The organism is Sulfitobacter sp. W027, assembly GCF_025143985.1.
In the GTDB taxonomy this organism is placed as follows: domain Bacteria; phylum Pseudomonadota; class Alphaproteobacteria; order Rhodobacterales; family Rhodobacteraceae; genus Sulfitobacter.
In genome coordinates this window covers 2,744,698-2,766,957 of the sequence record NZ_CP083564.1, presented here as the reverse complement: position 1 = coordinate 2,766,957, position 22,260 = coordinate 2,744,698, and the positions used below count along the sequence as shown (strand labels likewise).

20 protein-coding genes and 1 pseudogene are annotated in these 22,260 nt (G+C 58.0%); 14 read left to right on the top strand and 7 right to left on the bottom strand.

The genetic code is table 11. The features are described from left to right. Nucleotides 1-12: 12 nt before the first annotated feature. Nucleotides 13-807, bottom strand: a complete 795-nt coding sequence (locus K3759_RS13650; RefSeq protein ID WP_259982594.1) for an alpha/beta hydrolase — start codon at nt 805-807, stop codon at nt 13-15. A gap of 276 nt (nt 808-1,083) precedes the next feature. On the opposite strand from K3759_RS13650, the gene K3759_RS13645 reads away from it, so the two are divergent. The 11 genes from K3759_RS13645 to K3759_RS13595 all read left to right on the top strand — a co-directional run bounded on the left by K3759_RS13645 (nt 1,084) and on the right by K3759_RS13595 (nt 13,013). After that, nucleotides 1,084-1,707, top strand: a complete 624-nt coding sequence (locus K3759_RS13645) for a TetR/AcrR family transcriptional regulator (protein WP_259982592.1) — start codon at nt 1,084-1,086, stop codon at nt 1,705-1,707. A 250-nt stretch (nt 1,708-1,957) separates the two neighbouring features. Continuing rightward, nucleotides 1,958-3,592: an NAD(P)/FAD-dependent oxidoreductase gene (locus tag K3759_RS13640; protein WP_259982590.1), complete on the top strand. Its 1,635-nt coding sequence runs from the start codon at nt 1,958-1,960 to the stop codon at nt 3,590-3,592. Then, the gene (locus K3759_RS13635; protein ID WP_259982588.1) at nt 3,585-4,475 is read left to right on the top strand and encodes a 3-hydroxyacyl-CoA dehydrogenase family protein; all 891 of its coding nucleotides are present in this window, start codon (nt 3,585-3,587) and stop codon (nt 4,473-4,475) included. Before K3759_RS13640 ends, K3759_RS13635 begins: the two co-directional genes overlap by 8 nt. A 9-nt stretch (nt 4,476-4,484) precedes the next feature. After that, nucleotides 4,485-5,660: an acyl-CoA dehydrogenase family protein gene (locus K3759_RS13630; RefSeq protein WP_259982587.1), complete on the top strand. Its 1,176-nt coding sequence runs from the start codon at nt 4,485-4,487 to the stop codon at nt 5,658-5,660. Then, entirely contained in the window at nt 5,661-7,202 is a 1,542-nt protein-coding gene (locus tag K3759_RS13625) for a long-chain-fatty-acid--CoA ligase (RefSeq protein WP_259982585.1), read from the top strand. It abuts the gene before it with no gap. Then, on the top strand, nt 7,199-7,975 hold the full coding sequence (locus tag K3759_RS13620; protein WP_259982583.1) for an ester cyclase: 777 nt from the start codon (nt 7,199-7,201) through the stop codon (nt 7,973-7,975). The genes K3759_RS13625 and K3759_RS13620 overlap by 4 nt, the downstream gene beginning before the upstream one ends. Beyond that, nucleotides 7,972-8,748, top strand: coding sequence for a crotonase/enoyl-CoA hydratase family protein (locus K3759_RS13615; RefSeq protein ID WP_259982581.1), 777 nt, complete (start codon nt 7,972-7,974; stop codon nt 8,746-8,748). Before K3759_RS13620 ends, K3759_RS13615 begins: the two co-directional genes overlap by 4 nt. 66 nt (nt 8,749-8,814) lie before the next feature. Continuing rightward, entirely contained in the window at nt 8,815-9,942 is a 1,128-nt protein-coding gene (locus K3759_RS13610; protein WP_259982580.1) for a C4-dicarboxylate TRAP transporter substrate-binding protein, read from the top strand. Nucleotides 9,943-9,959: 17 nt separating this feature from the next. Next, nucleotides 9,960-10,502, top strand: a complete 543-nt coding sequence (locus K3759_RS13605) for a TRAP transporter small permease (RefSeq protein ID WP_259982578.1) — start codon at nt 9,960-9,962, stop codon at nt 10,500-10,502. Continuing rightward, nucleotides 10,495-11,799 carry a TRAP transporter large permease gene (locus K3759_RS13600; protein ID WP_259982576.1) on the top strand — a complete coding sequence of 435 codons (1,305 nt, stop codon included), beginning with the start codon at nt 10,495-10,497 and terminating at the stop codon, nt 11,797-11,799. The genes K3759_RS13605 and K3759_RS13600 overlap by 8 nt, the downstream gene beginning before the upstream one ends. A 29-nt stretch (nt 11,800-11,828) precedes the next feature. Beyond that, the gene (locus K3759_RS13595) at nt 11,829-13,013 is read left to right on the top strand and encodes an acetyl-CoA C-acyltransferase (RefSeq protein ID WP_259982574.1); all 1,185 of its coding nucleotides are present in this window, start codon (nt 11,829-11,831) and stop codon (nt 13,011-13,013) included. 703 nt (nt 13,014-13,716) lie between these two features. Here K3759_RS13595 and K3759_RS13590 read toward each other — a convergent pair. Further along, nucleotides 13,717-14,055: a hypothetical protein gene (locus K3759_RS13590; RefSeq protein WP_259982572.1), complete on the bottom strand. Its 339-nt coding sequence runs from the start codon at nt 14,053-14,055 to the stop codon at nt 13,717-13,719. Between the two features lie 207 nt (nt 14,056-14,262). Between K3759_RS13590 and K3759_RS13585 the strand changes: the two genes are divergently transcribed. Then, nucleotides 14,263-15,156, top strand: a complete 894-nt coding sequence (locus tag K3759_RS13585; protein ID WP_311199008.1) for an alpha/beta fold hydrolase — start codon at nt 14,263-14,265, stop codon at nt 15,154-15,156. Between the two features lie 229 nt (nt 15,157-15,385). Here K3759_RS13585 and K3759_RS13580 read toward each other — a convergent pair whose 3' ends face one another. Continuing rightward, on the bottom strand, nt 15,386-16,018 hold the full coding sequence (locus tag K3759_RS13580; protein WP_259982568.1) for a tyrosine-type recombinase/integrase: 633 nt from the start codon (nt 16,016-16,018) through the stop codon (nt 15,386-15,388). Between the two features lie 258 nt (nt 16,019-16,276). Between K3759_RS13580 and K3759_RS13575 the strand changes: the two genes are divergently transcribed. Further along, the gene (locus K3759_RS13575; protein ID WP_259982567.1) at nt 16,277-17,248 is read left to right on the top strand and encodes an MBL fold metallo-hydrolase; all 972 of its coding nucleotides are present in this window, start codon (nt 16,277-16,279) and stop codon (nt 17,246-17,248) included. 57 nt (nt 17,249-17,305) lie between these two features. Here the strand turns inward: K3759_RS13575 and K3759_RS13570 are convergent, their stop codons facing one another. The 4 genes and pseudogenes from K3759_RS13570 to K3759_RS13555 form a co-directional block, all read right to left on the bottom strand. Beyond that, nucleotides 17,306-17,818, bottom strand: a complete 513-nt coding sequence (locus K3759_RS13570) for a hypothetical protein (RefSeq protein ID WP_259982565.1) — start codon at nt 17,816-17,818, stop codon at nt 17,306-17,308. Between the two features lie 122 nt (nt 17,819-17,940). Continuing rightward, nucleotides 17,941-18,309 (bottom strand): IS66 family insertion sequence element accessory protein TnpB, encoded by a 369-nt coding sequence (tnpB, locus tag K3759_RS13565; RefSeq protein ID WP_259982564.1) that lies wholly within the window; start codon nt 18,307-18,309, stop codon nt 17,941-17,943. A 481-nt stretch (nt 18,310-18,790) separates the two neighbouring features. Next, nucleotides 18,791-19,237, bottom strand: a pseudogene (locus tag K3759_RS13560) (electron transfer flavoprotein subunit beta/FixA family protein); the annotation flags it as partial. Between the two features lie 29 nt (nt 19,238-19,266). Further along, nucleotides 19,267-20,703 carry an aspartate ammonia-lyase gene (locus K3759_RS13555; protein ID WP_259982562.1) on the bottom strand — a complete coding sequence of 479 codons (1,437 nt, stop codon included), beginning with the start codon at nt 20,701-20,703 and terminating at the stop codon, nt 19,267-19,269. Nucleotides 20,704-20,980: 277 nt separating this feature from the next. Between K3759_RS13555 and K3759_RS13550 the strand changes: the two genes are divergently transcribed. Then, nucleotides 20,981-22,258 carry an NAD(P)/FAD-dependent oxidoreductase gene (locus K3759_RS13550; protein WP_259982561.1) on the top strand — a complete coding sequence of 426 codons (1,278 nt, stop codon included), beginning with the start codon at nt 20,981-20,983 and terminating at the stop codon, nt 22,256-22,258. Nucleotides 22,259-22,260 lie beyond the last annotated feature (2 nt).

The window sequence follows — 22,260 nt, the reverse complement described above, 5'->3', positions numbered from 1 at the left end:
AGGATCCTTTGTTTAGGGGTGGGTGCCGAGGGCGGCCTGGAGCCGCCCACAGACAAAATTGAAAGCGGCTTCCGTAATCGGTGATACGGCAGGCAGTGACAGGAACCCGTGGATCATACCGGGAAAACATTCGCTGGTGAAATCTACCCCATGCGCGCCCAAACGCGAGGCGAGTGCCTCACCCTCATCCTTCAGAAGATCATATTCCGCCGTGGCAATCGTCGTGGAAGGCAAGCTCTCCAGATGCGCTTCATGCAGCGGCATGAACTCGGAGGCCGATTCTTGAGATGCCCCAAGGTAGCAGAACCAGAACCAGCGCATAGCCTCTTGTGTCAGCAGGGGGCCGTCGGCCAAAGCGCGTTGGCTCACGGAGGCGCAGTCGGGATCTAGCGCCGGATAGATGAGGGCGAGATGGCGCAGCGGGAAGGCATCGCGCGCTGCGAACTTAGCCACACTGACGCAAATGCCTCCCCCCGCACTATCCCCACAAAGCGCAGTATTTGCCGGATCGATGCCATAGGTATCCGCATTTGCGATGACCTCGCGAAGGACGCCGTAAGCGTCTTGGGCGGGGCCGGGGAATCGCGTCTCGGGCGCTAGTCTATAGCCGACGCTGATAACCGCTGCCCCTGTCCGGGCTGCTAATCGACGACAGATCCCGTCATGCGTTTCAATGCTGCCCCAAACAAATCCGCCACCGTGACAAAAAAGGATCGCGGGCAGCACCGGCGCCTCATGGGGGCGGTAGTGCCGAAAACGGATATCGCGCCCCGGCAAGCGAGCAACCTGATCTGTTACCGATGCCATTTGCGGCGCGTGGCCCTGCACCATGGCGGCATCTGCCGCGCGCCGCGCTTGCTCTATAAGGACATGCGGTGGGGGAGGTCGAACAATGTTGCGCGGGTCCGATAGTAGTTCTGTAAAGCAGGGATCAATCGGCATGATGTACATTTCAGTTCTGGTAAGTATCAATTGTTACCAGTAAGTATGACTGCAATCTTTGCTTCTGCAAGTAAAACCCTGTTGGGATGCGCGCGCTTGTTCCGGCGGGAGGGCCAACGTATGGCTTTGGGAGGTATGTGGATGAAAGCGAATGCGGTGCGACAAACCAGACTGAAAGTCCGCGAGGAAGTGATCGCGTTGAAGCGGCAGCGGGTGCTGGACGCCGCGACCGAGCTCTTTTACGAGAAGGGGTACACCAACACGACCTTGGATGAAATCGCCTCCCGGCTTGGGGTGACCAAACCCTTTATCTATACCAATTTCGGATCCAAATCTGATCTTCTCGTGGCGATCTGCCGGATTGGGGTGCGCAATGCCCTGGCCGAGATTGATCGGGTCCTGGAACATGGCGAGCCGTCGATCACGCTGCTAAAACGCTTCGTTCCACGATATGTCTCTTCGGTCTTGAAATCCCAAAAGAACATCGCGATCAACATTCGCGAGGAAAAAAACCTGCTGCCGGAACATGCCGAGGAATTGGCGGCGCTGCGACACAAGTTCATGGTACGAATCGAATCCTTGCTGACGACCGCGTGCAAGAACGAGGGAATCAATCTTAGGGATCCCCGAGTCACCGCCTTCGCAATAGTGGGTGCGGTCAGTTGGTCGACATTTTGGTTCAATGCGGGCGGGCCCCTGAGCGCCGATGACGTGTCAGAAAAGATGACGGATATCATTCTGAATCTGGTTAATAGCACCGTCTGATTTGACTGTTGCTGATACATATTATTGTTTCTTATCAATAAACTGCACAGCTTGAAAAACTCTGGCTGCGCTCGTATTTCGGGCTGAAGCACCTATACTTCGCCCCCCCTTCAATGCCGCGCCCTCCAAGTCAGTTTTTCGGCCCCCCCAAAAGAAAATTTTCTTGAAATATACTCATCAGTAGTATTTTCTAATTATCAGTAATCTTATGGTTCGGAAGAGTGCCAATGCCACCTGGGGAGGGGTGCAGATGATGCAGATCGAAACATTGATCGTCGGAGCGGGCCTTGCCGGCTTGCGTGCGCTGCATGCGCTTCGCGAGGCTGGGATCGATGCGAAAGTTCTGGAAGCATCAGATGAGATCGGTGGCGTTTGGAACCATAACCGCTACCCCGGTGCCCGCTGCGACGTGGAAAGCTACGACTACTCCTACAGCTTCTCCAAAGAGCTTGAGCAGGAGTGGCGATGGACCGAGCGCTATCCGACGCAGCCGGAGATCTTGCGTTATATCAACCATGTCGCTGACCGGTTTGACCTGCGCCGGGACGTGGTTCTTAATGCCCGTGTCACCGAAGCCTTCTATGACGAAGCCGCCGCGCACTGGGTTGTAAGAACGCAGGACGGTCAGACATGGCAGACGCGTTTTCTAATGTTGTGCCTGGGGCAACTTTCTGCGCCTAAATTGCCGGATTATCCCGGCCAATCCTCCTTTGAGGGGCAGGTGGTCGTCAGCGCGGAATGGCCCAAGGGCGGGGTCGATTACGCAGGCAAACGGGTTGCGATCATCGGCACGGGGTCATCCGGCATGCAGATGACACCGATCATCGCCCCCGAAGCCGCCCATCTAACTGTTTTCCAGCGCACGGCGAATTACAGTGTTCCGGCCGCCAATGCGCCGCTGACCGAGGAAGAAGACCGCGAGGTCAAGGCCAACTATGCCGTGCGTCGCGCCCTGATGCGCAATTCGCCCACTGGTCTGGGGTTCAAACCGGAAAAGATCGCGACCCTCGATGTGCCTGAAGCGGAGCGTGAGCAGGCTTTTGAGCGAGCATATCAGCGCCTTGGCTTCGGCTTTGCACTGACCTATCCGGACATTTTGCTCAACGCAGAGGCCAATAAGGTCGCTTCCGCATTCCTGCATCGCAAGATCGGCGAGCGGATCAAAGACCCGAAGACCCGCGATAAACTAATCCCCCGCACCCATCATTTCGGTACCCGCCGGCCCTCTGTGGACAGTGGCTATTTCGAGGCTTTCAATCGCGACAATGTCACGCTTGCGGATGTGAAGAAATTTCCGATCCTCGAGTTTACCGAGACCGGCATTCGCACGGCAGAGGCGTACCACGAATTCGATATCATCATCTTCGCCACCGGCTTTGATGCACTGACCGGATCACTGCTCAAGCCGGCCATCCACGGACGCCGCGGCACCTTGCTGAAAGACAAATGGGCGCAGGGCCCTCTGACACATTTAGGTGTGGCGACTGCTGACTTCCCGAACCTATTGATCGTCGCTGGTCCTGGCAGCCCGTCGGTTCTGTCGAACGTCATGGTGTCGATCGAAGAACAGGTAGATTGGTTTGTCGCGCTGCTGGCCGGAATGAAATCGCGCGGAGAGGTTGAAATCGAGGCGACTGAGCAAGCCGAACAGGACTGGACCGCCCACGTGCAGGAACGCGCACTGGAAACGCTCTATATGACGGCCGATAGTTTCTATAACGGCGGCGAGGTGGCGGGAAAGCCACGGGTGTTCATGCCATATTCTGGCGGCATCCGCAGCTACCGTCGACTGTTGGAGACCTGCGCCGCAGAGGGATACTCCGGCTTTGCCCTGCGCAAGACGCCCGCTGCGGCTCAAGATGCAGGGGTACAGCAAGATGCATGATGTAGCGCAGCACGCGGCGCAGCGGATCGGCGTAGTGGGGGGCGGCACCATGGGTGTCGGGATCGTCTATGTCTTTGCAATGGCGGGCTTTGAGGTTTTCCTGGTCGAGCCGGATGCCGGGTCCACCAAGCGTGCCCTCGCAACATTGCGTGAGACCGCCACAGGTGCCGTCAGCCGGGGCAAGATGACGGTGGCAGCCGCAGAGGCCAACCTTGCGAGGGTGATGACCTTGGACAGCACGGATGGATTGCCTGAAGCCCTTGATCTCGTCATCGAGACAGTCCCGGAGAAACGCGCACTGAAAGAAAAGGTGCTTGGCCAGATCGCGGGACGCACGCCCAAACTGATCGCCAGCAACACCTCTGCCATGTCGATTGATGAATTGGCCAGGGCGGTTCGGGATCCGGAAACCTTTCTTGGAATGCATTTTTTCAACCCCGTATGGTCGCTGAAACTGGTCGAGGTGATCCGCGGAGCACAGACAGATGAAGCCAGTGTCTCAGAGGCCTGTGCTTTCGCTGAAGCCATCGGTAAATCCTCTGCCGTCGTCACAGACACCCCCGGCTTTGCTACCAGCAGGCTGGACCTCGTTCAGGCACTCGAAGCAATCCGCATGGTCGAAACCGGCGTCGCGCGTGCCGAGGATATCGACCGAGCCATCACCACCGCCTATCGCCACCCGGTCGGCCCCCTGCGCCTGAGCGATATGGTGGGTCTCGACGTCCGGCTGGATATTGCGCGGCAACTTGCAGGCATATTGGGGGCGCATTTCGAGCCGCCTCAGCTGCTGCAAGATATGGTTGCACGGGGAGAGCTCGGTCAAAAGTCGGGTAAGGGTTTCTACGACTGGCCGCTTCCCGAAACGAATTCCAAGACAGGATAGGCATCAGATATGGCACGCGTTTTCAACTCTTCACTCGCGGATACCGCCGAACATCACCAGATGCTCCGCGACAGTGTCGGCAAACTGGCAGGCAGCTTCGGACGAAAGTACTTTCAGGACGTTACAAAGCGGAAGGGCAAACCGATCGAGCTGTGGAACGCCCTTGGGGAGGCAGGGTTTATCGGCGTACATGTTGCCGAGGAATACGGCGGCGGTGGTGGCGGCATGGCCGATTACAACGTTATCGTCGAGGAAGTTGCGGCCCAGGGCTGTCCAATTCTGTCGCTGGTCATCGGTTCCATTTGTGCGCCAATCATCCAAAACCACGCTAGCCAAGCAATGAAGGACGACTGGTTGCCCGGTCTCGCCAGCGGAAAGAAACGTCTGGCTTTCGCTATCACCGAACCCGATGCCGGGTCGAACACCCACAAAATCTCTACAGTCGTCAAGAAAGACGGGGACGGCTGGCTGCTGAACGGCGCGAAATATTGGACCTCTGCGGTGGATGAGGTCGATGCCATCATGGTCGTGGCCCGCGACGAACAATTGGATGTCGATGGGCGCGGCAAGCTGTCGTTGTTCCTTGTGCCGACTGATGCCGAAGGGATTAGCAAAACGCCGATCGAAACGGCTCTGCATGTGCCCGAAACCAGCTTCATGCTCTATTTCGACAACGTCAAAATCCCGCCGGAAGCTTTGGTGGGGACCGAAGGACATGGGCTGAAACATTTGTTTTCGGGCCTCAACCCCGAACGCATTTGCGCATCGGCGATCAACAACGGCATCGCGCGCTATGCCATCGAAAAAGGCGCGTTGCAGGCCGGGGAGCGGAAGGTTTGGGGGGTGCCCATCGGGGCCCATCAAGGCGTCGCCCATCCGCTCGCCGCCGCGTATGTCGGGGTGCAACAGGCCCGCTTAATGACAGCGCGCGCCGCGCAGCTCTACGATGAAGGGTCAGCAGAGGCCGGCGAGGTTGCCAATATGGCGAAATTTGCTGCTGCAGATTCCTCACTCGTGGCGCTGGATCAAGCCATTCAGGTCCATGGGGGCAATGGAATGGCGCTGGAATACGGGCTGGCTGACCTGTGGTTTATCGCGCGTCTTCACAAGACCGCGCCCGTCAGCCGGGAAATGGTGCTGAACTTTTTCGCCCAACATTCGCTAGGACTGCCCAAAAGTTATTGAGTGAACCGTCAGATCAGGGAGGGGAAGATCATCGACACGTTTGCAAATATCATGCGCAATCATGCGCGGGTCCGCCCCGACGCGGCGGCCCTAACCTTTGACGGCAAAACGCAAAGCTTTGGCGCGCTGGACCGGCTTAGTTCTAAATGTGCGAACGTGCTGCTGTCAAAAGGGGTGGAGCAGGGTGGCCGGGTGGCGATCCTCTCCAAGAACCGCGCTGAATATTTCGCGATGATTTTTGCGGCCAACAAGATCGGTGCCACCCTTGTCTGCCTGAACTGGCGGTTATCAACGCGCGAGATCAAAGAGATTTTGGTCGATGCCGCGCCATCTCTGCTGCTGATCGATGAGACCGGGGCCGCCGCTTTGTCCGATGGAAACTTTGAAGGTGAAACGCTCCATTTCGGCGCAACCTTCGAGGCGCTATGCGAGACAGCATCCGAGACAGACCCCGGATATGAGGGCCGTGCCGATGATGTGGCGCTTATCCTATACACTTCCGGCACAACCGGTATGCCCAAGGGCGTCATGCTGACGAACGAAGGCATGTCCTACACGCGCAATCTGGCCGAGGCTTGGGGTATGACGGACCGCAGCGTCAATCTTGTTGCCATGCCGCTTTTTCACGTTGGCGGATGTGGATACGGCAGCAGCACTATGCTTGCGGGGGGGCATACCGTCTTGATGGCCGAGGTCGACATCGCCGCGATTATCGAGCTGATCCGCCGCCATGCGGTTACACATACCTTTCTAGTCCCTGCCGTGGTCCAGTCCCTGCTCAATGCGCCTGAGGTGGCCGGAGCCGACCTGTCGAGCATGGAACTGTTGATGTATGGCGCAGCACCGATGGGCGACGTTCTGCTGCGCCGTGCGATGGAAACTCTGGGCTGCGATTTCATCCATGCCTATGGCATGACCGAAAGCTCCGGCACCGTCGTATGCCTAGGCCCCGAGTTGCACGACCCGGACGGGCCGAATGCCCATCTGCTGAAATCCTGTGGCGTGGCGATGCCCTGGGTCGAACTACGGGTTGTCGATCCGGGGACGGGGGCGAATATGCCAACCGGCGAAGTGGGGGAGGTCTGGCTCCGCAGCCCGATGATAATGAAGGGCTATTGGAGAAACGCCAAGGCAACCGCAGAGGCCATTGTGGATGGCGGTTGGTTTCGCACGGGCGACGCGGCTTATCTGGATGAAGCGGGCCACATGTTTCTCTTTGACCGGTTCAAAGACATGATCATTTCAGGCGGCGAGAATATCTACCCTGCCGAGATCGAAAACGTATTGAACGGCCATGAAGCTGTCGCTCAGGTCGGTGTTATCGGCGTTGCCCACGAGCGTTGGGGTGAAACACCGCTTGCGATCGTAGTGCCGAAAGAGGGCGCGCGTGTCACCGATGAAGAATTGCTAAGCTTCACCCGCAGCCACTTGGCCCGCTATAAATGCCCTTCACGCATCGTTTTCGCCGAAACTTTACCGCGTAACGCCTCTGGTAAATTGCTGAAAGGGGAGCTGCGGAAGACCTATGGGGGAGCGATATGACAGACACTCTGTCGCTTCTGCGCCGTTGGGTGGTCGGCTACTTTAATGGCCAGGACAAAGGCGTGGCCCGCGAGATTTGCTCCCCCGACTACGCGCTTTCGATTGGAGACGTGGTGTTTGCGGGGCGCGATGATGCCTGGCTGCCTGCCGTCGATGTGCAGATGAAGGCTTATCCGGGCATGGGCATGACCGTGCATCAGGCCCTGGTCGGCGACGATTGGGCCGCGATCTGGTTCAGCGAGCATGGATCTACAAGTGGCAAAGCGGCAGTTTGGTCGGGCGTAGGAATCTACCGCAGCGACGGGCGGGTTCTGACCGGTTGCGTCGCACAGGAAGACTACATGACCCGGCGCCGTCAGTTGAAATCCGGTCGCGCCGATCCCGTAGAATCGCCTGCAGCGGCCCCGTGGGACACAGCGCCCCAAGCCCGTAACCCGGAAGCGGAAGCAGTTGTTTTGAAATGGGTGGAAGGCGATTGGCCGCGCTTTCCTGACGCGGTTCGGTGTGATGACGATTATCTGACTGGAACGGCGCTGGCCTTCGAGGTGGCGGATACGCAAGTGGGCGAAATGCTGTCGGCGGGAGATCATGTGGCTTTTAACGTCCGCCAGACCGGCCGCTATCTGGGCGGGTTGCCCGCACCCGCCTCTGGCCCTGTTGCGGAAACATTGGACGTCAATGGGATCGTGCGGGTGGAGAATGGCCGCGTTGTCGACGGCCGCGTGATCCGGGACCGTATGGGACTTTGGGCGAGAATGAGGAAGGCGGCATGACCGATATACCGGCAGAAAAGGTGATCGTGACTCGCGAAGGCGCTTTGATGATCGTGACAGTAAACCGGCCCGACCGGCGCAACGCGATTGACCATGAAACATCCTGCGCGATTGCCGAGGCAATGGACCTTCTGGACAGCGATCCGGCGCTCTCCATCGGCGTCCTTACCGGCGCGGGCGAGCATTTCTGTGCCGGGATGGACCTCAAGGCCTTCATTGCTGGTGAGCGTGTCGAACTCGAAGGCCGTGGCCTTGCCGGACTAACACAGAGTCCGCCTTCCAAGCCGCTGATTGCTGCGGTCGAAGGCTATGCACTGGCAGGTGGTTTCGAAATCGCACTCGCCTGTGACATGATTGTAGCGTCCGAAACTGCGGTCTTCGGACTTCCTGAGGCCAAACGTGGCCTGATTGCCGGCTCTGGGGGCTTGATACGCCTGCCCGAACGGATGCCACGCCAGATCGCGATGGAATGTGCGCTGACAGGTCGGATGATCGAAGCGGTAGAGGCTGAGCGCTGGGGACTGGTGAACCGACTTTGTGCGCCCGGTGCCGCGCTTGAAACCGCCCGCGCGTTTGCAGGCCAGATTGCTGACAACGCGCCGCTTTCTTTGGCAGCGACGAAGGAAATCATCACCGATGCAGCCCGCTGGTCACACGATCAGGTCTGGGAGCGGCAGAACGAAATTCTGGAGAGGGTAATCACTTCGACAGATGCCCGCGAAGGTGCCACCGCCTTTGCAGAAAAGCGGAAACCGGTCTGGAGGGGACGGTAGTCGCGGCTCGATCGAGTCACATAACTTCGCGTGCCATTTCGGTACGCATTTAGGGAGGAACTAGGAATGAAACTTACCACACTTCTGCGGAGCACCTGCGCTGCATTCGCCATCGCCCTTTCTGCCGCCAGCGCACAGGCGCGCGACGTCAAGATCGTGGTCGGGGTGCCGCCGGGCTCGGGCGCTCACTATGGCGTTGACGCTTTTGCTGCTGATCTCGCGGCCCGGACCAAAGACGAATTGAAGGTCCGGGTTTTCCCGCCCTCGCTCCTTGATCTCGTGCAGACATTTGGCGGTATCAAAGATGGTGTCGTCGATGGCGGCTATCTGGTGTTGAACTACTTCCCGTCGGACTTGCCCGAGGCAATGCTGCCCATCGACCTGGCGATGTTGGGCAAGAACCCTTACGCGATGTCAGGCGCGATGAGCGAGTATATCCTGACCTGCGAGCCTTGCATTGCGGAACGGCTGGCCAATAATCAGGTGCCGCTGGGCAATGCCTCGACCGGCGCCTACGCGATCATCAGCACGACGCCGATTACCAATGCTGAAGAACTGAAGGGCAAGAAGATCCGCGCCGCGGGCGGGTCCTGGGTCCGCTGGGCGGGGGCCATGGGCGCCGTAGGCGTCAGTCTGCCCGGCAATGAAATTTTCGAGGCCGTGTCGCAAGGGACCATTGATGGGGCGTTCAACGCACCTTCGGAGTTGACTTCGATCCGTTTGATTGACGTGGCAACGGACGTCACCACCAACTTGCCGGGCGGAACCGTACACGGGCTGGACGTCATGAGCGTCAACCGCGATTTCTGGAAGTCGCTGACAGAGGAGCAACGCCGGGCCTATATGGATGCCGCAGCCCTGGGTAACGCCGCAACCACATGGAAATTTGCCGACGACGTTGCGACCAACCTCGCGCTGGCCAAGGAAAAGGGCATTAACGTCCACGAGGCCTCTCCTGATATGGTGGCGCTATCGGAGGCCGCCATTCAGGCCGATCTTGAAGAAGTGGTCAAAATCGCCACGGAAACCCATGGATTGAAGGACGCTGAGGCGAAGGTCGCGCGCTTTCGCGAGTTGGTGACCAAATGGGAGAGTTTGTTGCCGCTTGATCGGGAGTGGACGCCTGAGGAAATCGCCGAAGTCTACCGGGCCGAGATCTTCTCAAAGCTTGACCCTGCGACCTACGGATTGTGAGGAGAAGGCCCGTGTCCATGACCCGAAGCTGGATCTCCAGTGTTGTCCGGACCGTGGACCGGGCCTTGGTCATCATTGCCGCCATTGGGTTGGTGGCAATGATGGTTCACATCAGCCTCGATATTCTCTCGAGCCTTACCTTCAACGCGCCGATCTCTGTGACGTCCGCGATCGTCACCAATTACTATATGATCGCAGTGGCCTTCCTGCCGATCCTCGCGGCGGAATATCGCGGCAACCATATCAGCGTGAACCTTTTAACTGTCCTGTTGCCCGAGGGGGTCCGGCTTAAACTGGAAACACTGGTCATCGCGATCACTGCAGGCGTCTATCTGCTGCTGACAGCACAGTCTTGGCAACAGGCGCTGCACAAGCTGTCGATCAATGCCTCGGTGGTCGAACAAGTTGGCAAGATACCGGTCTGGCCTTCGTTCTTCTTCTTGCCATTGGCCTTTGGCACCATGGCGCTTTTGCTAATCGCTCGGGTCGTGCTGCGCCTTACTGGGCAGAACGACATTCATGCGACGGGCACCGCAGAACTGGAGACAGACCATGTCTGACGCATTGATCGGATCGCTGGGAATAATCGGTCTGCTGGTTCTGATCGCTGCGAATATGCATATCGGGATCGCGTTGATCTTGGTTTCCTACCTTGGCTTGATCGCCATCGTGGGCAGCGATGCGGCTTGGGGGATGCTTGAAGTTGTTCCCTATACCTTCATCTCGAATTGGACGCTGTCTTCCGTGCCAATGTTCGTTTTTATGGGATACATCTGTTTTAACGCGGACCTGACGCGGGGGCTTTTTGATGCCGCGCGCCTTTGGCTCGCGCGTCTTCCGGGCGGTCTGGCCATCGCCTCCGTCTTTGGCTGCTCGGGCTTTGCCGCGGTCACCGGCTCCAGTGTGGCCTGCGCGGCTGCCATGGGTAAAGTTGCTGTCCCAGAGATGCTGCGTAACAAATATGACGCCAGCCTTGCCTGTGGCACCGTGGCGGCGGCTGGCACTGTTGGGGCGCTTATCCCGCCGAGCATTTTGCTCATCGTCTTTGGCGTGATTGCGCAGGTCTCAATCACCGATCTGTTTCTTGGCGGCATTGGCGCGGGCATTGCCACGGCGCTGTCATATATCGCGGTCATTCTGCTTCGGGTCACGTTGAACCCCTCCCTTGCGCCGCGGGTGACGGAACAGGTCACATGGACCGAAAAGTTCTCCGCGTTGAAAGGCGCGCTGCCGGTCATCTTGCTGGTGGTCGCAGTGCTGGGCGGGCTTTTTGGCGGGCTCTTTACCGCTACGCAGGCAGGGGCAGTTGGGGCGTTGATGTCGATGGTCGTGGCGGCCACGCAACGCACGCTGACGTTCAAGGCGCTGAAGACCTCGGTGATCGAGACACTGGTCACCTGCGGCAGCTTGTTCATCGTGACCATCGGGGCCAGCATGTTGACCCGGTTCCTGACATTGTCGGGCGTCGGTTATATGATCTCGGACGCGGTGGCGCTTTTGGGGGCCAGCCCGGTGTTCCTGCTGATCGGCATCGCCGTCATCTACATGATCCTCGGCATGTTTCTTGAACCCATCGGTGCGATGCTGATTACCTTGCCGATCTTTCTGCCGCTGGTCGGCACGGCGGGCATCGACGCCATCTGGTTTGGGGTTTTCGTCGCCAAATTGCTCGAAGTCGGAATGATTACACCCCCGATTGGCATGAACGTCTTTGTGCTCAGTTCCACGGTGGGCAAAGCCGCGCCTGCCGCCATCGTGTTCCGCGGTGTGCTGTGGTTCTTTGTCGCCGACATCATTCTGCTGGGCCTGCTGATCTGGTTCCCCGGCATCATCACCTTCATCCCAAACATGTTCTGACGGTCCACCCGTCGATTAGGAGTAGTTCCATGAAAGAAGCTGTCATCGTCTCTACCGCTCGCACTGGCATTGGCCGCGCGTTCAAAGGAGCGTTCAACAACACCAAATCCCCAACCTTGATGGGCCACGCGATCAAACACGCGGTCGAGCGCGCCGGGGTCGACGGAGCCGAGATCGACGACGCCGTCATCGGCACGGTGCTGGCCGCAGGCACGGCGGGCCTGAACCTCGGCCGAAACGCGGTCTTTGCCGCAGGACTGCCGACCTCCGTCTCGGCCCAAACGATTGACCGGCAATGCTCCTCAGGACTGATGGCCGTGGCCACAGCGGCCAAGCAGATCATGGTCGACGGGATGAAGGTCACTATTGCAGGGGGGCAGGACAATATTTCCGCGGTCCAGGGCCCCTATTTTGAAGCCGTCATAGCCGCTACCGATCCGAATGTTACCGCGCAGGTCAAAAACGCTTACATGCCAATGTTGAAGACCGCAGAATTCGTCGCAGATAAGTACGGCATCAGCCGCGAAGCACAGGATGATTACGCGCTAAGTTCTCAACAGCGCACCGCCGCCGCACAGGACGCGGGGAAGTTCAATGATGAGATCGTGCCGATTACCGTGCAAATGGCGGTCAAAGACAAGGCCAGCGGCGAGATCTCTATGCAGGAGGTGACGTTGACCCAAGACGAAGGCAACCGCCCCTCGACCACTCTGGAATCACTCCAGTCGCTCAACCCGGTGATAGAAGGCGGTTCCGTCACTGCCGGGAACGCCAGCCAATTGTCGGATGGCGCAAGTGCAATGGTATTGATGGAAGGTGCCGAAGCCGCGCGGCGAAATGTGACCCCTCTCGGGATCTACCGCGGTATGATGGTTGCCGGATGTGCGCCCGAAGAGATGGGGATCGGCCCAGTCTACGCGGTGCCCAAACTGCTGAAGCACCACGGGTTGAAAGTTTCGGATATCGGCCTATGGGAACTGAACGAGGCATTCGCCTGTCAGGCGATCTATTGCCGCGACCATTTGGGCATTGATCCGGAAATCTTCAATGTGAACGGCGGCGCGATTTCGATTGGCCATCCCTACGGAATGACTGGGGCCCGCACGACCGGCCATGCGCTGATCGAAGGCAAAAGACGCGGTGCGAAATTTGTAGTCGTCACCATGTGTGTCGGCGGGGGAATGGGGGCTGCAGGGTTGTTTGAGGTCGCCTGAGACCCTTCAAGCCATAGCCGGAAAGGATTAGGACAGACCCGGAATAAAGGTTGGATTAGTGAAGGGCCACCGTTGACTGGTATAGTTTGGGGCGTCCCAGGGTTGCTATTGAGTGTTCGGAAAGCATTTCACAAACGAAATTACACAGTTCTCAAAATATTCTTGTCGACATAGCGACTATTCTATCTGCTTGCAGCAACGTTTAAGAAGACTGCGAACTGACGTTCGCTGCCGGCTAGGCTGATGGCAGCTATGGGTCGTTCGTGTAAGACATCCCTATCAGATGTTCGCAGGCGCATCAGTCGATCTTGGGCTTTTCCAACCCGCGAAGATTTTGCCGGGGCGATCCGGGTGGGTGGCAATTGCGGTTGGATTCCTCGGCGCGGGGAGTTGTTCCCATTTGGCGCCTACCTGACGGAACAGCCCCTCCGAGGAAGCCGCAAGGATAGTGGAGCCGTCGAATGTCAGGACGGACGGATCTGGGGAAAAGGCGAGCTGAGAGGCTGATCTTGCGATGGCTGGGGTGAAGTATGCTACGCCCGTCGCGGCGCTCCCAGTGAGTAGGACGCGCCGGCGCGACAACGCGCGTGCGGTATAGTTGGACATGATTGAAATCCTAAGAGTGAACGATCGGTTCAACGTCAGCCTGCCGACATCCGGCAGGCATGGAGAAACCAGGCCGTCACCTGGCGGGTGCGGCCGGTTAGCTTAGGATGGTGGTTCGCGGCGGGGCGGGATCAAAATCCAGATGGCGCGTTCGCACTGCGGAGTCCGCAGGCCAGGCGAGGCTGCTCGCAATTACGGCGATGGGCAGGTCCGCCATCGAGGATGCTGTGGACAAGAGCGGCGCTGTGCAGTCGAAATCACAGGCCATCTCCTCCCCGGCATCCTGAACGCAGGCTGGGCAGAGATCATCTTGCTGTTCGACACTTGACGCCGCCATGTGGATCGACATCCGGGCACCGGATACGTCGTGCAGCACCACCCCGCCCAGAAGGGCGAGCGAGAGGCAGAGCATGGCAAGGCGGACCAGACGGCGCATAGCGGTCATCTAAGAACAGAAGGAAGCGCTGTCTATACGACGGACAGGAAAATGTTCGTGACGAAAGCCAAGGATGGCTTCGTATTGCGAAGCTGACCTTCGCAGCCCAATGCGTGAAGGTCGGCTTAGGGCCGTTCTTGACTGCGGCGAGACGACCGCACAGGGATCAGGAATTGATATCTGTGCGCGGGGGCGGCGGCGGCGGCGATGCGCAGGAGGACCGGAACATGCGCGTCCGCTGCATGCCGCCATCGGCACGACGACCCGTCGGTTACCAGCACAACCGGCGGAACCAGTTCCGCTGCCAAGCGTTCCTTGAGCATGGAATTGAATTGTGAACGTCACGGTGCCGGACCACCCTTGCTCCTGGTTCACGGGTTAGGTGGAAGCGTCCGGTCCTGGGACGGCATCCTGCCGATGCTTGCTCGCGAACGCGAAGTCATATTGGTCGATCTGCCTGGGCACGGGGGGTCTCCGGCTCTTTCGGGGCGCCAGACGATTGCCGCCTATGCGGATGCGCTCGAACACTTCATCGACCGGAACGGGCTCGCCGACATTGATACCGTCGGCAGTTCCGTCGGTGCGCGGCTGGTGCTGGAACTGGCACGGCGCGGCATCGGCGGCCACACGGTCGCTTATGATCCGGGTGGTTTCTGGCGCGGCTGGGAGACGGCGTGGTTCCGCTCGACGCTTGCCGCCTCGGTCCGGCTGGTGCGCCTCCTGCGGCAGCGCATTCCGGCGCTCTCGCATAGCCGTGCCGCGCGTGCCGTTCTGCTCGCGCAACTGTCGGCGAAGCCCGGTGCCCTCGATCCCCTGCTTGTCCAGAACGAACTGACGGCCATAGCCGAGACAGACGTGTTCGACGCGATGCTGCGCGAACTGGCGCGTGGTCCGTTGCAGGAGGGGACCGCCACACCTCCGGGCCGCGTGACGATTGGCTGGGGCCGTCAGGACCGTCTCCTGCTGCCGCGTCAGGCGGAGCGCGCACAAGCGGCCTTCCCCACCGCGCGGTTGCACTGGTTCGAGCGGTGTGGCCACTTCCCGCAGTGGGACCGCCCGAAGGAGGCCGCAGAGGTCATCTTGAAAACGATAACGAGATAAGGCGCGGATAGCGGATATGACCTCTCACGCGCGGTCCAGCTTCTCGAGAAACTGCATGATGAGACGGAGATAACTCGAGCGGATGCTTCCTTTGTCCGCTCCGCCGACCTTCACCTTCGAAAATGATGCGCGAGGGATGAGTGGCCGATATCTTGAAGCTGCATCGCAGCGTTCGATCATCAAGGTAATGGCAGGTCTGGGCCGGCCGCGACAGACCGGCCCCTGGCGCTTAGATCTCTACCGACTCTGCAATCGGGAGCGCATCCTCCAGTTCGACGCCGAGGTAGCGCACGGTGCTGTCCATCTTTGTGTGGCCAAGCAAGAGCTGAACTGCTCTAAGATTGCCGGTCTTCCGATAAATCTGCGCAACCTTGGTGCGACGCATGGAATGGGTGCCGTAGGCGCTCGGCTCGAGACCGATGGAGGCCACCCAGTCCCGGACGAGGCGAGCATACTGCGGCGTCGAAATGTGCAGCCGTTCGTGGAACCGCCCCGGCCAGAGATGCTCCGACCCAACCATGAGCGGGGATTCGAGCCAGGCTTCGATTGCTTTCCGAGTCCCTTCGGTAATCTCGAAGCTCACGGGCCTGCTTGTCTTGCTCTGAACAATTGCTGCGCGGTGCTTGACCTGCCCCGCGGCGTAGACGTCGGCGACCTTGAGCCGCACCAGGTCGCAGCCACGCAACTTGCTATCGATGGCGAGGTTGAAGAGCGCCAGTTCTCGGGTCCGATGGGCGATCTCCAGTCGGACCCGGATCGCCCAGACATGCTTCGGTTGCAGCGGACGTTTCTGGCCGACGATGCGCCCTTTGTTCCAAGCGGGACGGCAGGCACGGATTGCTGGTAGGTTGGCGGTAGGCATAGCGGTTCCTCCAATCCACCGGTCCCGCCACGTCTTCGGCGTTTCGCCGACGGCCAACTTTACAATCGATCTGCGGCGAAAGTCGGCTTCGAGCCCGAGTTGTGGTGTGCCGCAAATCCGTAAGATGTCCGCTGTTCGTCCGAGGGCCGTTGGTCTGTCCATGCTCTCGGTGGGTGGTCATCTGAAATTTAGACCTATTTGATTAAAAGCATACAATACGCAGAATTGAAGTTCTGCATATGAAACAAGGAATAACTCATGACTTCTTTCGATCTTTCGCGCCGTGGATTGATTCTGGGTGCCGCGGGTGGGGCCGCCCTTCTTGCCGCCGGACGCCCACACCCCCTGCAAGCTGCGGCCCATGCAACGGCACCACTTCCAACCTTCTATGATCGTATGGTCGGCAATTTGCGCGTGACGACATTGTTGGACGGGTATTTCAAGCTCGATCAGAATCTTGTGACGAACCTCGGGGACGAGCAAATCGCGGAAGGAATGAAGGCGGCCTATCTTGACCCTGCGGATGCGATTCCGCTGGCAATCAGTACTCACGTCATTCGCCAAGGAGACCAGGTTAGCTTGGTCGATGCTGGTGCGGGCGGTGCCTTTGGACCAACAGCAGGCAGGTTGCGCACATCGCTGGAGTCGCTTGGCGTTGCACCCGAGGACGTGACGCGCATTGTGTTGACTCACATGCACCCGGATCATATCGGGGGATTGATGGGAGATAATGGCCCGGTCTTCCCGAATGCATCGTTGCATGTCAGTGAAGCCGATCATGCCTTCTGGACGGATGAGACGATCGCATCGGGTGCGCCGGAGTCTTCGCAAGGTTTCTTTGCCTTGGCACGTGCTGTCAGCGAGGCCTACACCCAGCGGACTGAAATGTTTGGCGACAATACCGATCTCGGTGGCGGCCTCACGACTTTGGCCATGCCGGGGCATACGCCTGGACACAGCGGGATCCGGGTGTCGGATGGCTCTGATCAGTTGCTCATATGGGGAGACAGCACCGCTGTCGCGTCGCTGCAGTTCAGCCACCCCGATGCCGGTATCGCCTTTGACGCAGATAGCGCGCAGGCCGCAGAGACGCGCAGCCGTGTCCTGGATATGGTGGTTGCCGACAAGATTGCCGTTGCGGGCACCCATTTGCCGTTCCCCGGTATCGGCCATGTCGAAGAAAAAGACGGGGCCTACGCCTGGGTTCCGGAAGAGTGGCGGCATATATAAAGCAGTCGTCCCGCCAAGCTGAGAGCTGATCGCGGATTTTCGGACCGGTTGTTACACTCAGATAGCTACTGAAGCACCCAGACGAAGATGACGAACCGGACACGCTACGCCTGCTGAATGACGCTGTCGGACCAATTTTGGTTTGTCCGACAGCGCTACTCGGGCGACCCCATGCTGACAACCCCCGCGATTGGTCCCGAAGGGTTCGGGCACGAGAAAATACCCTGTAAGAGATGTCAGTTTTTCAAATTCACGAAAACAAGGCAGCACATTGCGCCGCTCTTCTTCGATCCAGCCTGGATTTTCATCATCCCGTCGGATCTCAATGAGGTGTAGAGGGCCGTGCCTGGATCTAGTCATCGCCATGATCTTTTCTTTTTTAACCGGTTGCATATTGGCGAGGAAACCATTGGCATTGTCATTGACGAAGCGGACAATCGAATTGGTGACGCGAACCGCAGCTTTGTCCGCAGAACGTGAGTTCACTACCCCGGAGATTATGCGGTCACAGCGAACGGCAGATTGGACGGGCCGCGCCGCAGCATCTAAACGGTCGATGAAAGGCAGCAATGGGCCGGAAGTCCCGTGCGTACCATTGTGTATTGGCGCTACGCGCCAATACACGGGGTAACGTTTATCTGAGATAAATGTCACAGCCGGGGTCAGATGCAACGCTTACAATAGGTCGCGGGTCACCTTTCGGCGGCCTTTTTAAAGACCTTTGGGTGTTGATAGTCGGCGGATGTCACGCGGCGCCAATCGATCCCCTCGAACAGAGCCTCGAACTGGGCTTTTGTCATCGTAATCGTGCCTTCCGATAATTTCGGCCAAACAAACCCACCGCCTTCCGCGCGTTTGTAGATTAACACCAGTCCGGTGCCATCCCACATCAGGACCTTGATTTTGTCGCGACTCTTGGACCGAAACACAAAGAAGGCACCGGAAAATGGATCGAGTTCAAAGTTACTCATGACGTAGCTTGCCAATCCGTCCATTCCCTTTCGGAAATCTACCGGCATTGTGGCAAGGAAAATCTTGTAGGAATGTGATGGCGCGATCATGAACATTCCCTCGCAACGCGAACAAGCTTAAGTAGGTCGACATCTGAAATACCGGTTGGGAACTCAAAGCTGAGGCTGTTTATCACCAAGCGTGCTGTAGAATTGCTCACGTCGGCTCCAAGTGGTGCCGGAGGGGCGGCCGGAGCAGGCGGGTTCCCAGTTATGACCTCAGTGAATGCAGGTCCTTCGACCTGAACCTTCTCCCCTCGACTGCGACGGTCTGCAACAAACCACTTGCGTACAAGGCACTCATGCGCGCCGAGATCGGCCGCGACCTCGCCAGCAGATAAGCCGTCCTCTCGAATTTTGCGTGCAGCCTCGCGCTTTAGGTCATTCGGCCAGATTTTCCTACCCGACGCGCTCGTTCGCACCTCAAAACCCCAGACCATATCGTTCGACATGCCAATCCCCTTTTATGTGATCAGGCATGATTATCACTGATCAATCGGTAGGTTCAGATGCGGATCAGGGGGCTAGATGCATCGCTTACGAAAGTTCCCTGAGCCCATCCGGTTAGCGCGGCCAGCATTTGGCCGGTGGCATTCATATCGTTATCGATCGCCTGTTTTCCTGTAAGGACAAGGCTGGGCTTCTCATCGTCGATTACGGCTTTCAGTAGTTTCGCGACTGCCAGCGGTTCGATATCGCTATGTACGTCGTCAGCGGCCAGTATGAGGATCGCGCGATCAGCGCCCATTGCCAAGGCCGTGCGCAGGGTTTCTTGCGACTGTCTCACACCGATGGAAACCGCGACAACCTCTTTGGCAATACCAGCCTCTTTCAGCCGGACCGCCTCTTCGACGGCAATTTCGTCGAAAGGGTTCATGGACATTTTGACATTGGAAAGGTCAACGCCGCTCCCGTCCGCTTTAACGCGTACCTTAACGTTGTAGTCAATTACCCGTTTGACGGATACAAGCACCTTCATAAACTGTTGCTCCTTTGTATTTAGGCATTTTAAGGGGTTTCTTTCTGACGAATTGCACGGCTCAACATCGCCTCTGCCGTGAGCAGAGAGGAAATGTCCGAGGCTTCGATTGCCCCGGTTTGAACCGCGACCTCGGCAACCGTACTGTTGGTTCGATGGGCAATTTTGGCTATTTCAGTGGCGCGTTCGTAGCCGATCAAGGGGGCAAGCGCCGTCGCAAGGACCAGGGACCTCTCCAGTAGCTCCTGACAGCGCTCAGTATTAGCTTCGATGCCGTTGACGCAGCGGTCTGTTAAGACTTGGAAGGCGCGTGTCAGCATTCGGATGGATTGGAGTACGTTCAAGATTAGCACCGGTTCCATTGCGTTTAACTGCAACTGGCCTGCCTCGGCTGCCAGCGTCACTGTGAGGTCATTCCCAATCACCTGGTAGACGACTTGGTTTACGACCTCGGGAATTACCGGGTTCACTTTGCCCGGCATGATCGACGAACCTGCCTGAACCGGCGGAAGGGAAATTTCTCCCAAGCCTGCACGCGGTCCACTGCTAAGAAGGCGGAGGTCGTTACAGATTTTAGATATTTTTACAGCGATGCGTTTAAGCGTGCTGGAGAACATGACGAAGGCACCAAGGTCCGAAGAGGCCTCAATGCGGTTCTTTGCGGCAATAAGGTTGTGACCAGAGATAGCCGCGAGATTGTCGATCGCACGCTCTGCATAGCCTGACGGTGCATTTACGCCCGTTCCGACTGCGGTACCCCCGAGGTTCACTTCTTTCAAAAGCTCAGAGGCCTGCTGAAGCCTTTCGATATCTTCGTCAACCGTGTCAGCGAAGGAGGCAAATTCCATCCCGAGGGTGATCGGCACCGCATCCTGCATCTGCGTACGGCCGACTTTCATGACCGCCTCAAAGGCCTGCGCTCGCTCCGCGAAAGCCGCGCTCAGCCGTTTTTGTTGTACCAAGAGAGGCGCACATGCCGACAATACTGCCAACCGAAGTGCCGTGGGATAAACGTCATTCGTAGATTGGGAACGGTTTACATGATCGTTAGGATGTAGATTCCGGTAGTCACCATAGTTGTGCCCCAAACGCTCTAACGTGAGGTTTGCAATAACTTCATTCGCGTTCATGTTTGTTGACGTGCCTGCTCCCCCTTGGACCATATCGACGACAAAGTTTTTATGGTGCTGTCCAGCGCAAATCTCGTCGCATGTCGTGATGATGGCCCGCGCGAGATCTGGTGCGAGATCGCCAACCTCGCAATTGGCCATAGCAGCGGCTTTCTTGACCATCGCGAGGGCGCCGACAAGTTCCGGAAAGTGGCTGAGCGGCACGCCAGAGATCGGGAAGTTGCAAAGCGCACGTGCGGTATGAATGCCGTACACGCAGTTTGCTGGAAGCTGCATCTCCCCGATCGTATCTTCTTCGAGCCTCATGGCGTCGTCGGGGGTAAGATAGCCATCCATTTTTTGCCTCATGCAGGGAGCTGAATTGCGCTTTGTGTGGCGCAGCAAAGGTGCTGGCAAAACCATTCTTTAGTTACGCTTAGCTACGGAAATTCCTAAGTAGTTCAGCGTGGAAGGTGGTTTTGCTGTCGCCATCAAAGGACTTTCGAGTTCGGGTTAGGCTGTTCCTTATATCTGGTGCGACTTTCCGTTATTTTAGTTGCATCCCATTTCTCTTATTTCTCGTTGCAGGGTCCCACTGTGGACGATGTTTCGGTTCATGGAAGGAAGTGCTGAGATGCCCGTAGAGAAGATCGATACCCTCGTTGTTGGTGGAGGGCAGGCCGGGATCGCCATGAGCGAGCATCTGCGAAATGCGGAAGTTCCTCACATCGTGCTTGAAAAGAAACGAACTGCTGAGGCATGGCGCACTGGTCGGTGGGATAATCTTGTAGCCAACGGACCTGCTTGGCATGATCGCTTCCCAGGTCTTGCGTTCGAAGAGGCCAAGCCGGACGAATTCGTCTCGAAAGATCGTCTTGCTCAATATCTGGTGGATTACGCCGCGATGATTAAGGCCCCAATTCGAGAAGGGGTCGAGGTTAAAGAAGCGCACAGGTTATCCGGTACCGGTGGCTTTCTTGTCCGAACAAGTTCGGGCGATATCGAAGCTCGTCGTATCGTTGCTGCTACTGGTGCTTTCCAGCATCCCGTAATCCCGCCGATCGTGCCAAAGGAAGCGCCTGTCCAACAAATTCACTCCTTTCATTACAAAAACCCCGAAGCACTTCCCGCCGGGGCAGTGATGGTTGTCGGGGCGGGCTCTTCGGGCGCGCAGATCGCGGACGAATTGAACCGTGCTGGCCGCAAGGTGTTTCTTTCGGTCGGACCGCATGATCGCCCGCCTCGTCGCTATCGGGGGCGCGACAATGTTTGGTGGCTTGGTGTCTTGGGGCTCTGGGATATGGCTGCACCCGCGCCAGGGACAGAGCATGTGACTATTTCTGTAAGTGGCGCCCACGGTGGTCGTACGATGGACTTCCGCCGCCTTGGGGGCGAGGGGGTCATACTGACAGGTTTGACCAGCGGCTATAGCGACGGCGAACTGAGTTTTGCGGATGATTTGCAGCAGAATATCGCGGCAGGCGACGCAAACTATCTTGAAGTGTTGGACTTAGCCGATGCCTATGTTGCCCGCACGGGTTTGAATTTGCCGGAAGAACCCGAAGCGCGGCAGATGTATCCAGACCCGCAATGCTTGACGCAGCCGATACGCTCTGTCGCTCTCCAGAACGAGGGGATCTCGACAATCATCTGGGCTACCGGCTTTCGACAGGATTTTAGTTGGCTAAAAGTCGATGCGTTCGACGACAGAGGAGCACCACTTCATAACCGCGGTGTCTCAGTGGAGCCGGATATCTACTTCCTGGGTCTGCCATGGCAATCCCGACGCGGTTCGTCTTTCATCTGGGGGGTTTGGCATGATGCCAAACATATTGCCGACCAGATAGAGATCCAGCGCAGCTATGAAAAATATGAAGGTCAGGCCGCCATCGTGCAGGCCGCCGCGGAATAGTC

What these genes read in the sequence shown, in the direction of transcription:
- K3759_RS13635 (WP_259982588.1), top strand. Translation starts at nt 3,585, where the DNA reads ATGCATGATGTAGCGCAGCACGCGGCGCAGCGGATCGGCGTAGTGGGG.
- K3759_RS13615 (WP_259982581.1), top strand. Translation starts at nt 7,972, where the DNA reads ATGACCGATATACCGGCAGAAAAGGTGATCGTGACTCGCGAAGGCGCT.
- K3759_RS13640 (WP_259982590.1), top strand. Translation starts at nt 1,958, where the DNA reads ATGATGCAGATCGAAACATTGATCGTCGGAGCGGGCCTTGCCGGCTTG.
- tnpB (WP_259982564.1), bottom strand. Translation starts at nt 18,309, where the DNA reads ATGATCGCGCCATCACATTCCTACAAGATTTTCCTTGCCACAATGCCG.
- K3759_RS13650 (WP_259982594.1), bottom strand. Translation starts at nt 807, where the DNA reads ATGGCATCGGTAACAGATCAGGTTGCTCGCTTGCCGGGGCGCGATATC.
- K3759_RS13580 (WP_259982568.1), bottom strand. Translation starts at nt 16,018, where the DNA reads ATGCCTACCGCCAACCTACCAGCAATCCGTGCCTGCCGTCCCGCTTGG.
- K3759_RS13610 (WP_259982580.1), top strand. Translation starts at nt 8,815, where the DNA reads ATGAAACTTACCACACTTCTGCGGAGCACCTGCGCTGCATTCGCCATC.
- K3759_RS13630 (WP_259982587.1), top strand. Translation starts at nt 4,485, where the DNA reads ATGGCACGCGTTTTCAACTCTTCACTCGCGGATACCGCCGAACATCAC.
- K3759_RS13605 (WP_259982578.1), top strand. Translation starts at nt 9,960, where the DNA reads ATGACCCGAAGCTGGATCTCCAGTGTTGTCCGGACCGTGGACCGGGCC.
- K3759_RS13620 (WP_259982583.1), top strand. Translation starts at nt 7,199, where the DNA reads ATGACAGACACTCTGTCGCTTCTGCGCCGTTGGGTGGTCGGCTACTTT.
- K3759_RS13555 (WP_259982562.1), bottom strand. Translation starts at nt 20,703, where the DNA reads ATGGATGGCTATCTTACCCCCGACGACGCCATGAGGCTCGAAGAAGAT.
- K3759_RS13575 (WP_259982567.1), top strand. Translation starts at nt 16,277, where the DNA reads ATGACTTCTTTCGATCTTTCGCGCCGTGGATTGATTCTGGGTGCCGCG.
- K3759_RS13600 (WP_259982576.1), top strand. Translation starts at nt 10,495, where the DNA reads ATGTCTGACGCATTGATCGGATCGCTGGGAATAATCGGTCTGCTGGTT.
- K3759_RS13590 (WP_259982572.1), bottom strand. Translation starts at nt 14,055, where the DNA reads ATGCGCCGTCTGGTCCGCCTTGCCATGCTCTGCCTCTCGCTCGCCCTT.
- K3759_RS13585 (WP_311199008.1), top strand. Translation starts at nt 14,263, where the DNA reads ATGCGCAGGAGGACCGGAACATGCGCGTCCGCTGCATGCCGCCATCGG.
- K3759_RS13550 (WP_259982561.1), top strand. Translation starts at nt 20,981, where the DNA reads ATGCCCGTAGAGAAGATCGATACCCTCGTTGTTGGTGGAGGGCAGGCC.
- K3759_RS13645 (WP_259982592.1), top strand. Translation starts at nt 1,084, where the DNA reads ATGAAAGCGAATGCGGTGCGACAAACCAGACTGAAAGTCCGCGAGGAA.
- K3759_RS13595 (WP_259982574.1), top strand. Translation starts at nt 11,829, where the DNA reads ATGAAAGAAGCTGTCATCGTCTCTACCGCTCGCACTGGCATTGGCCGC.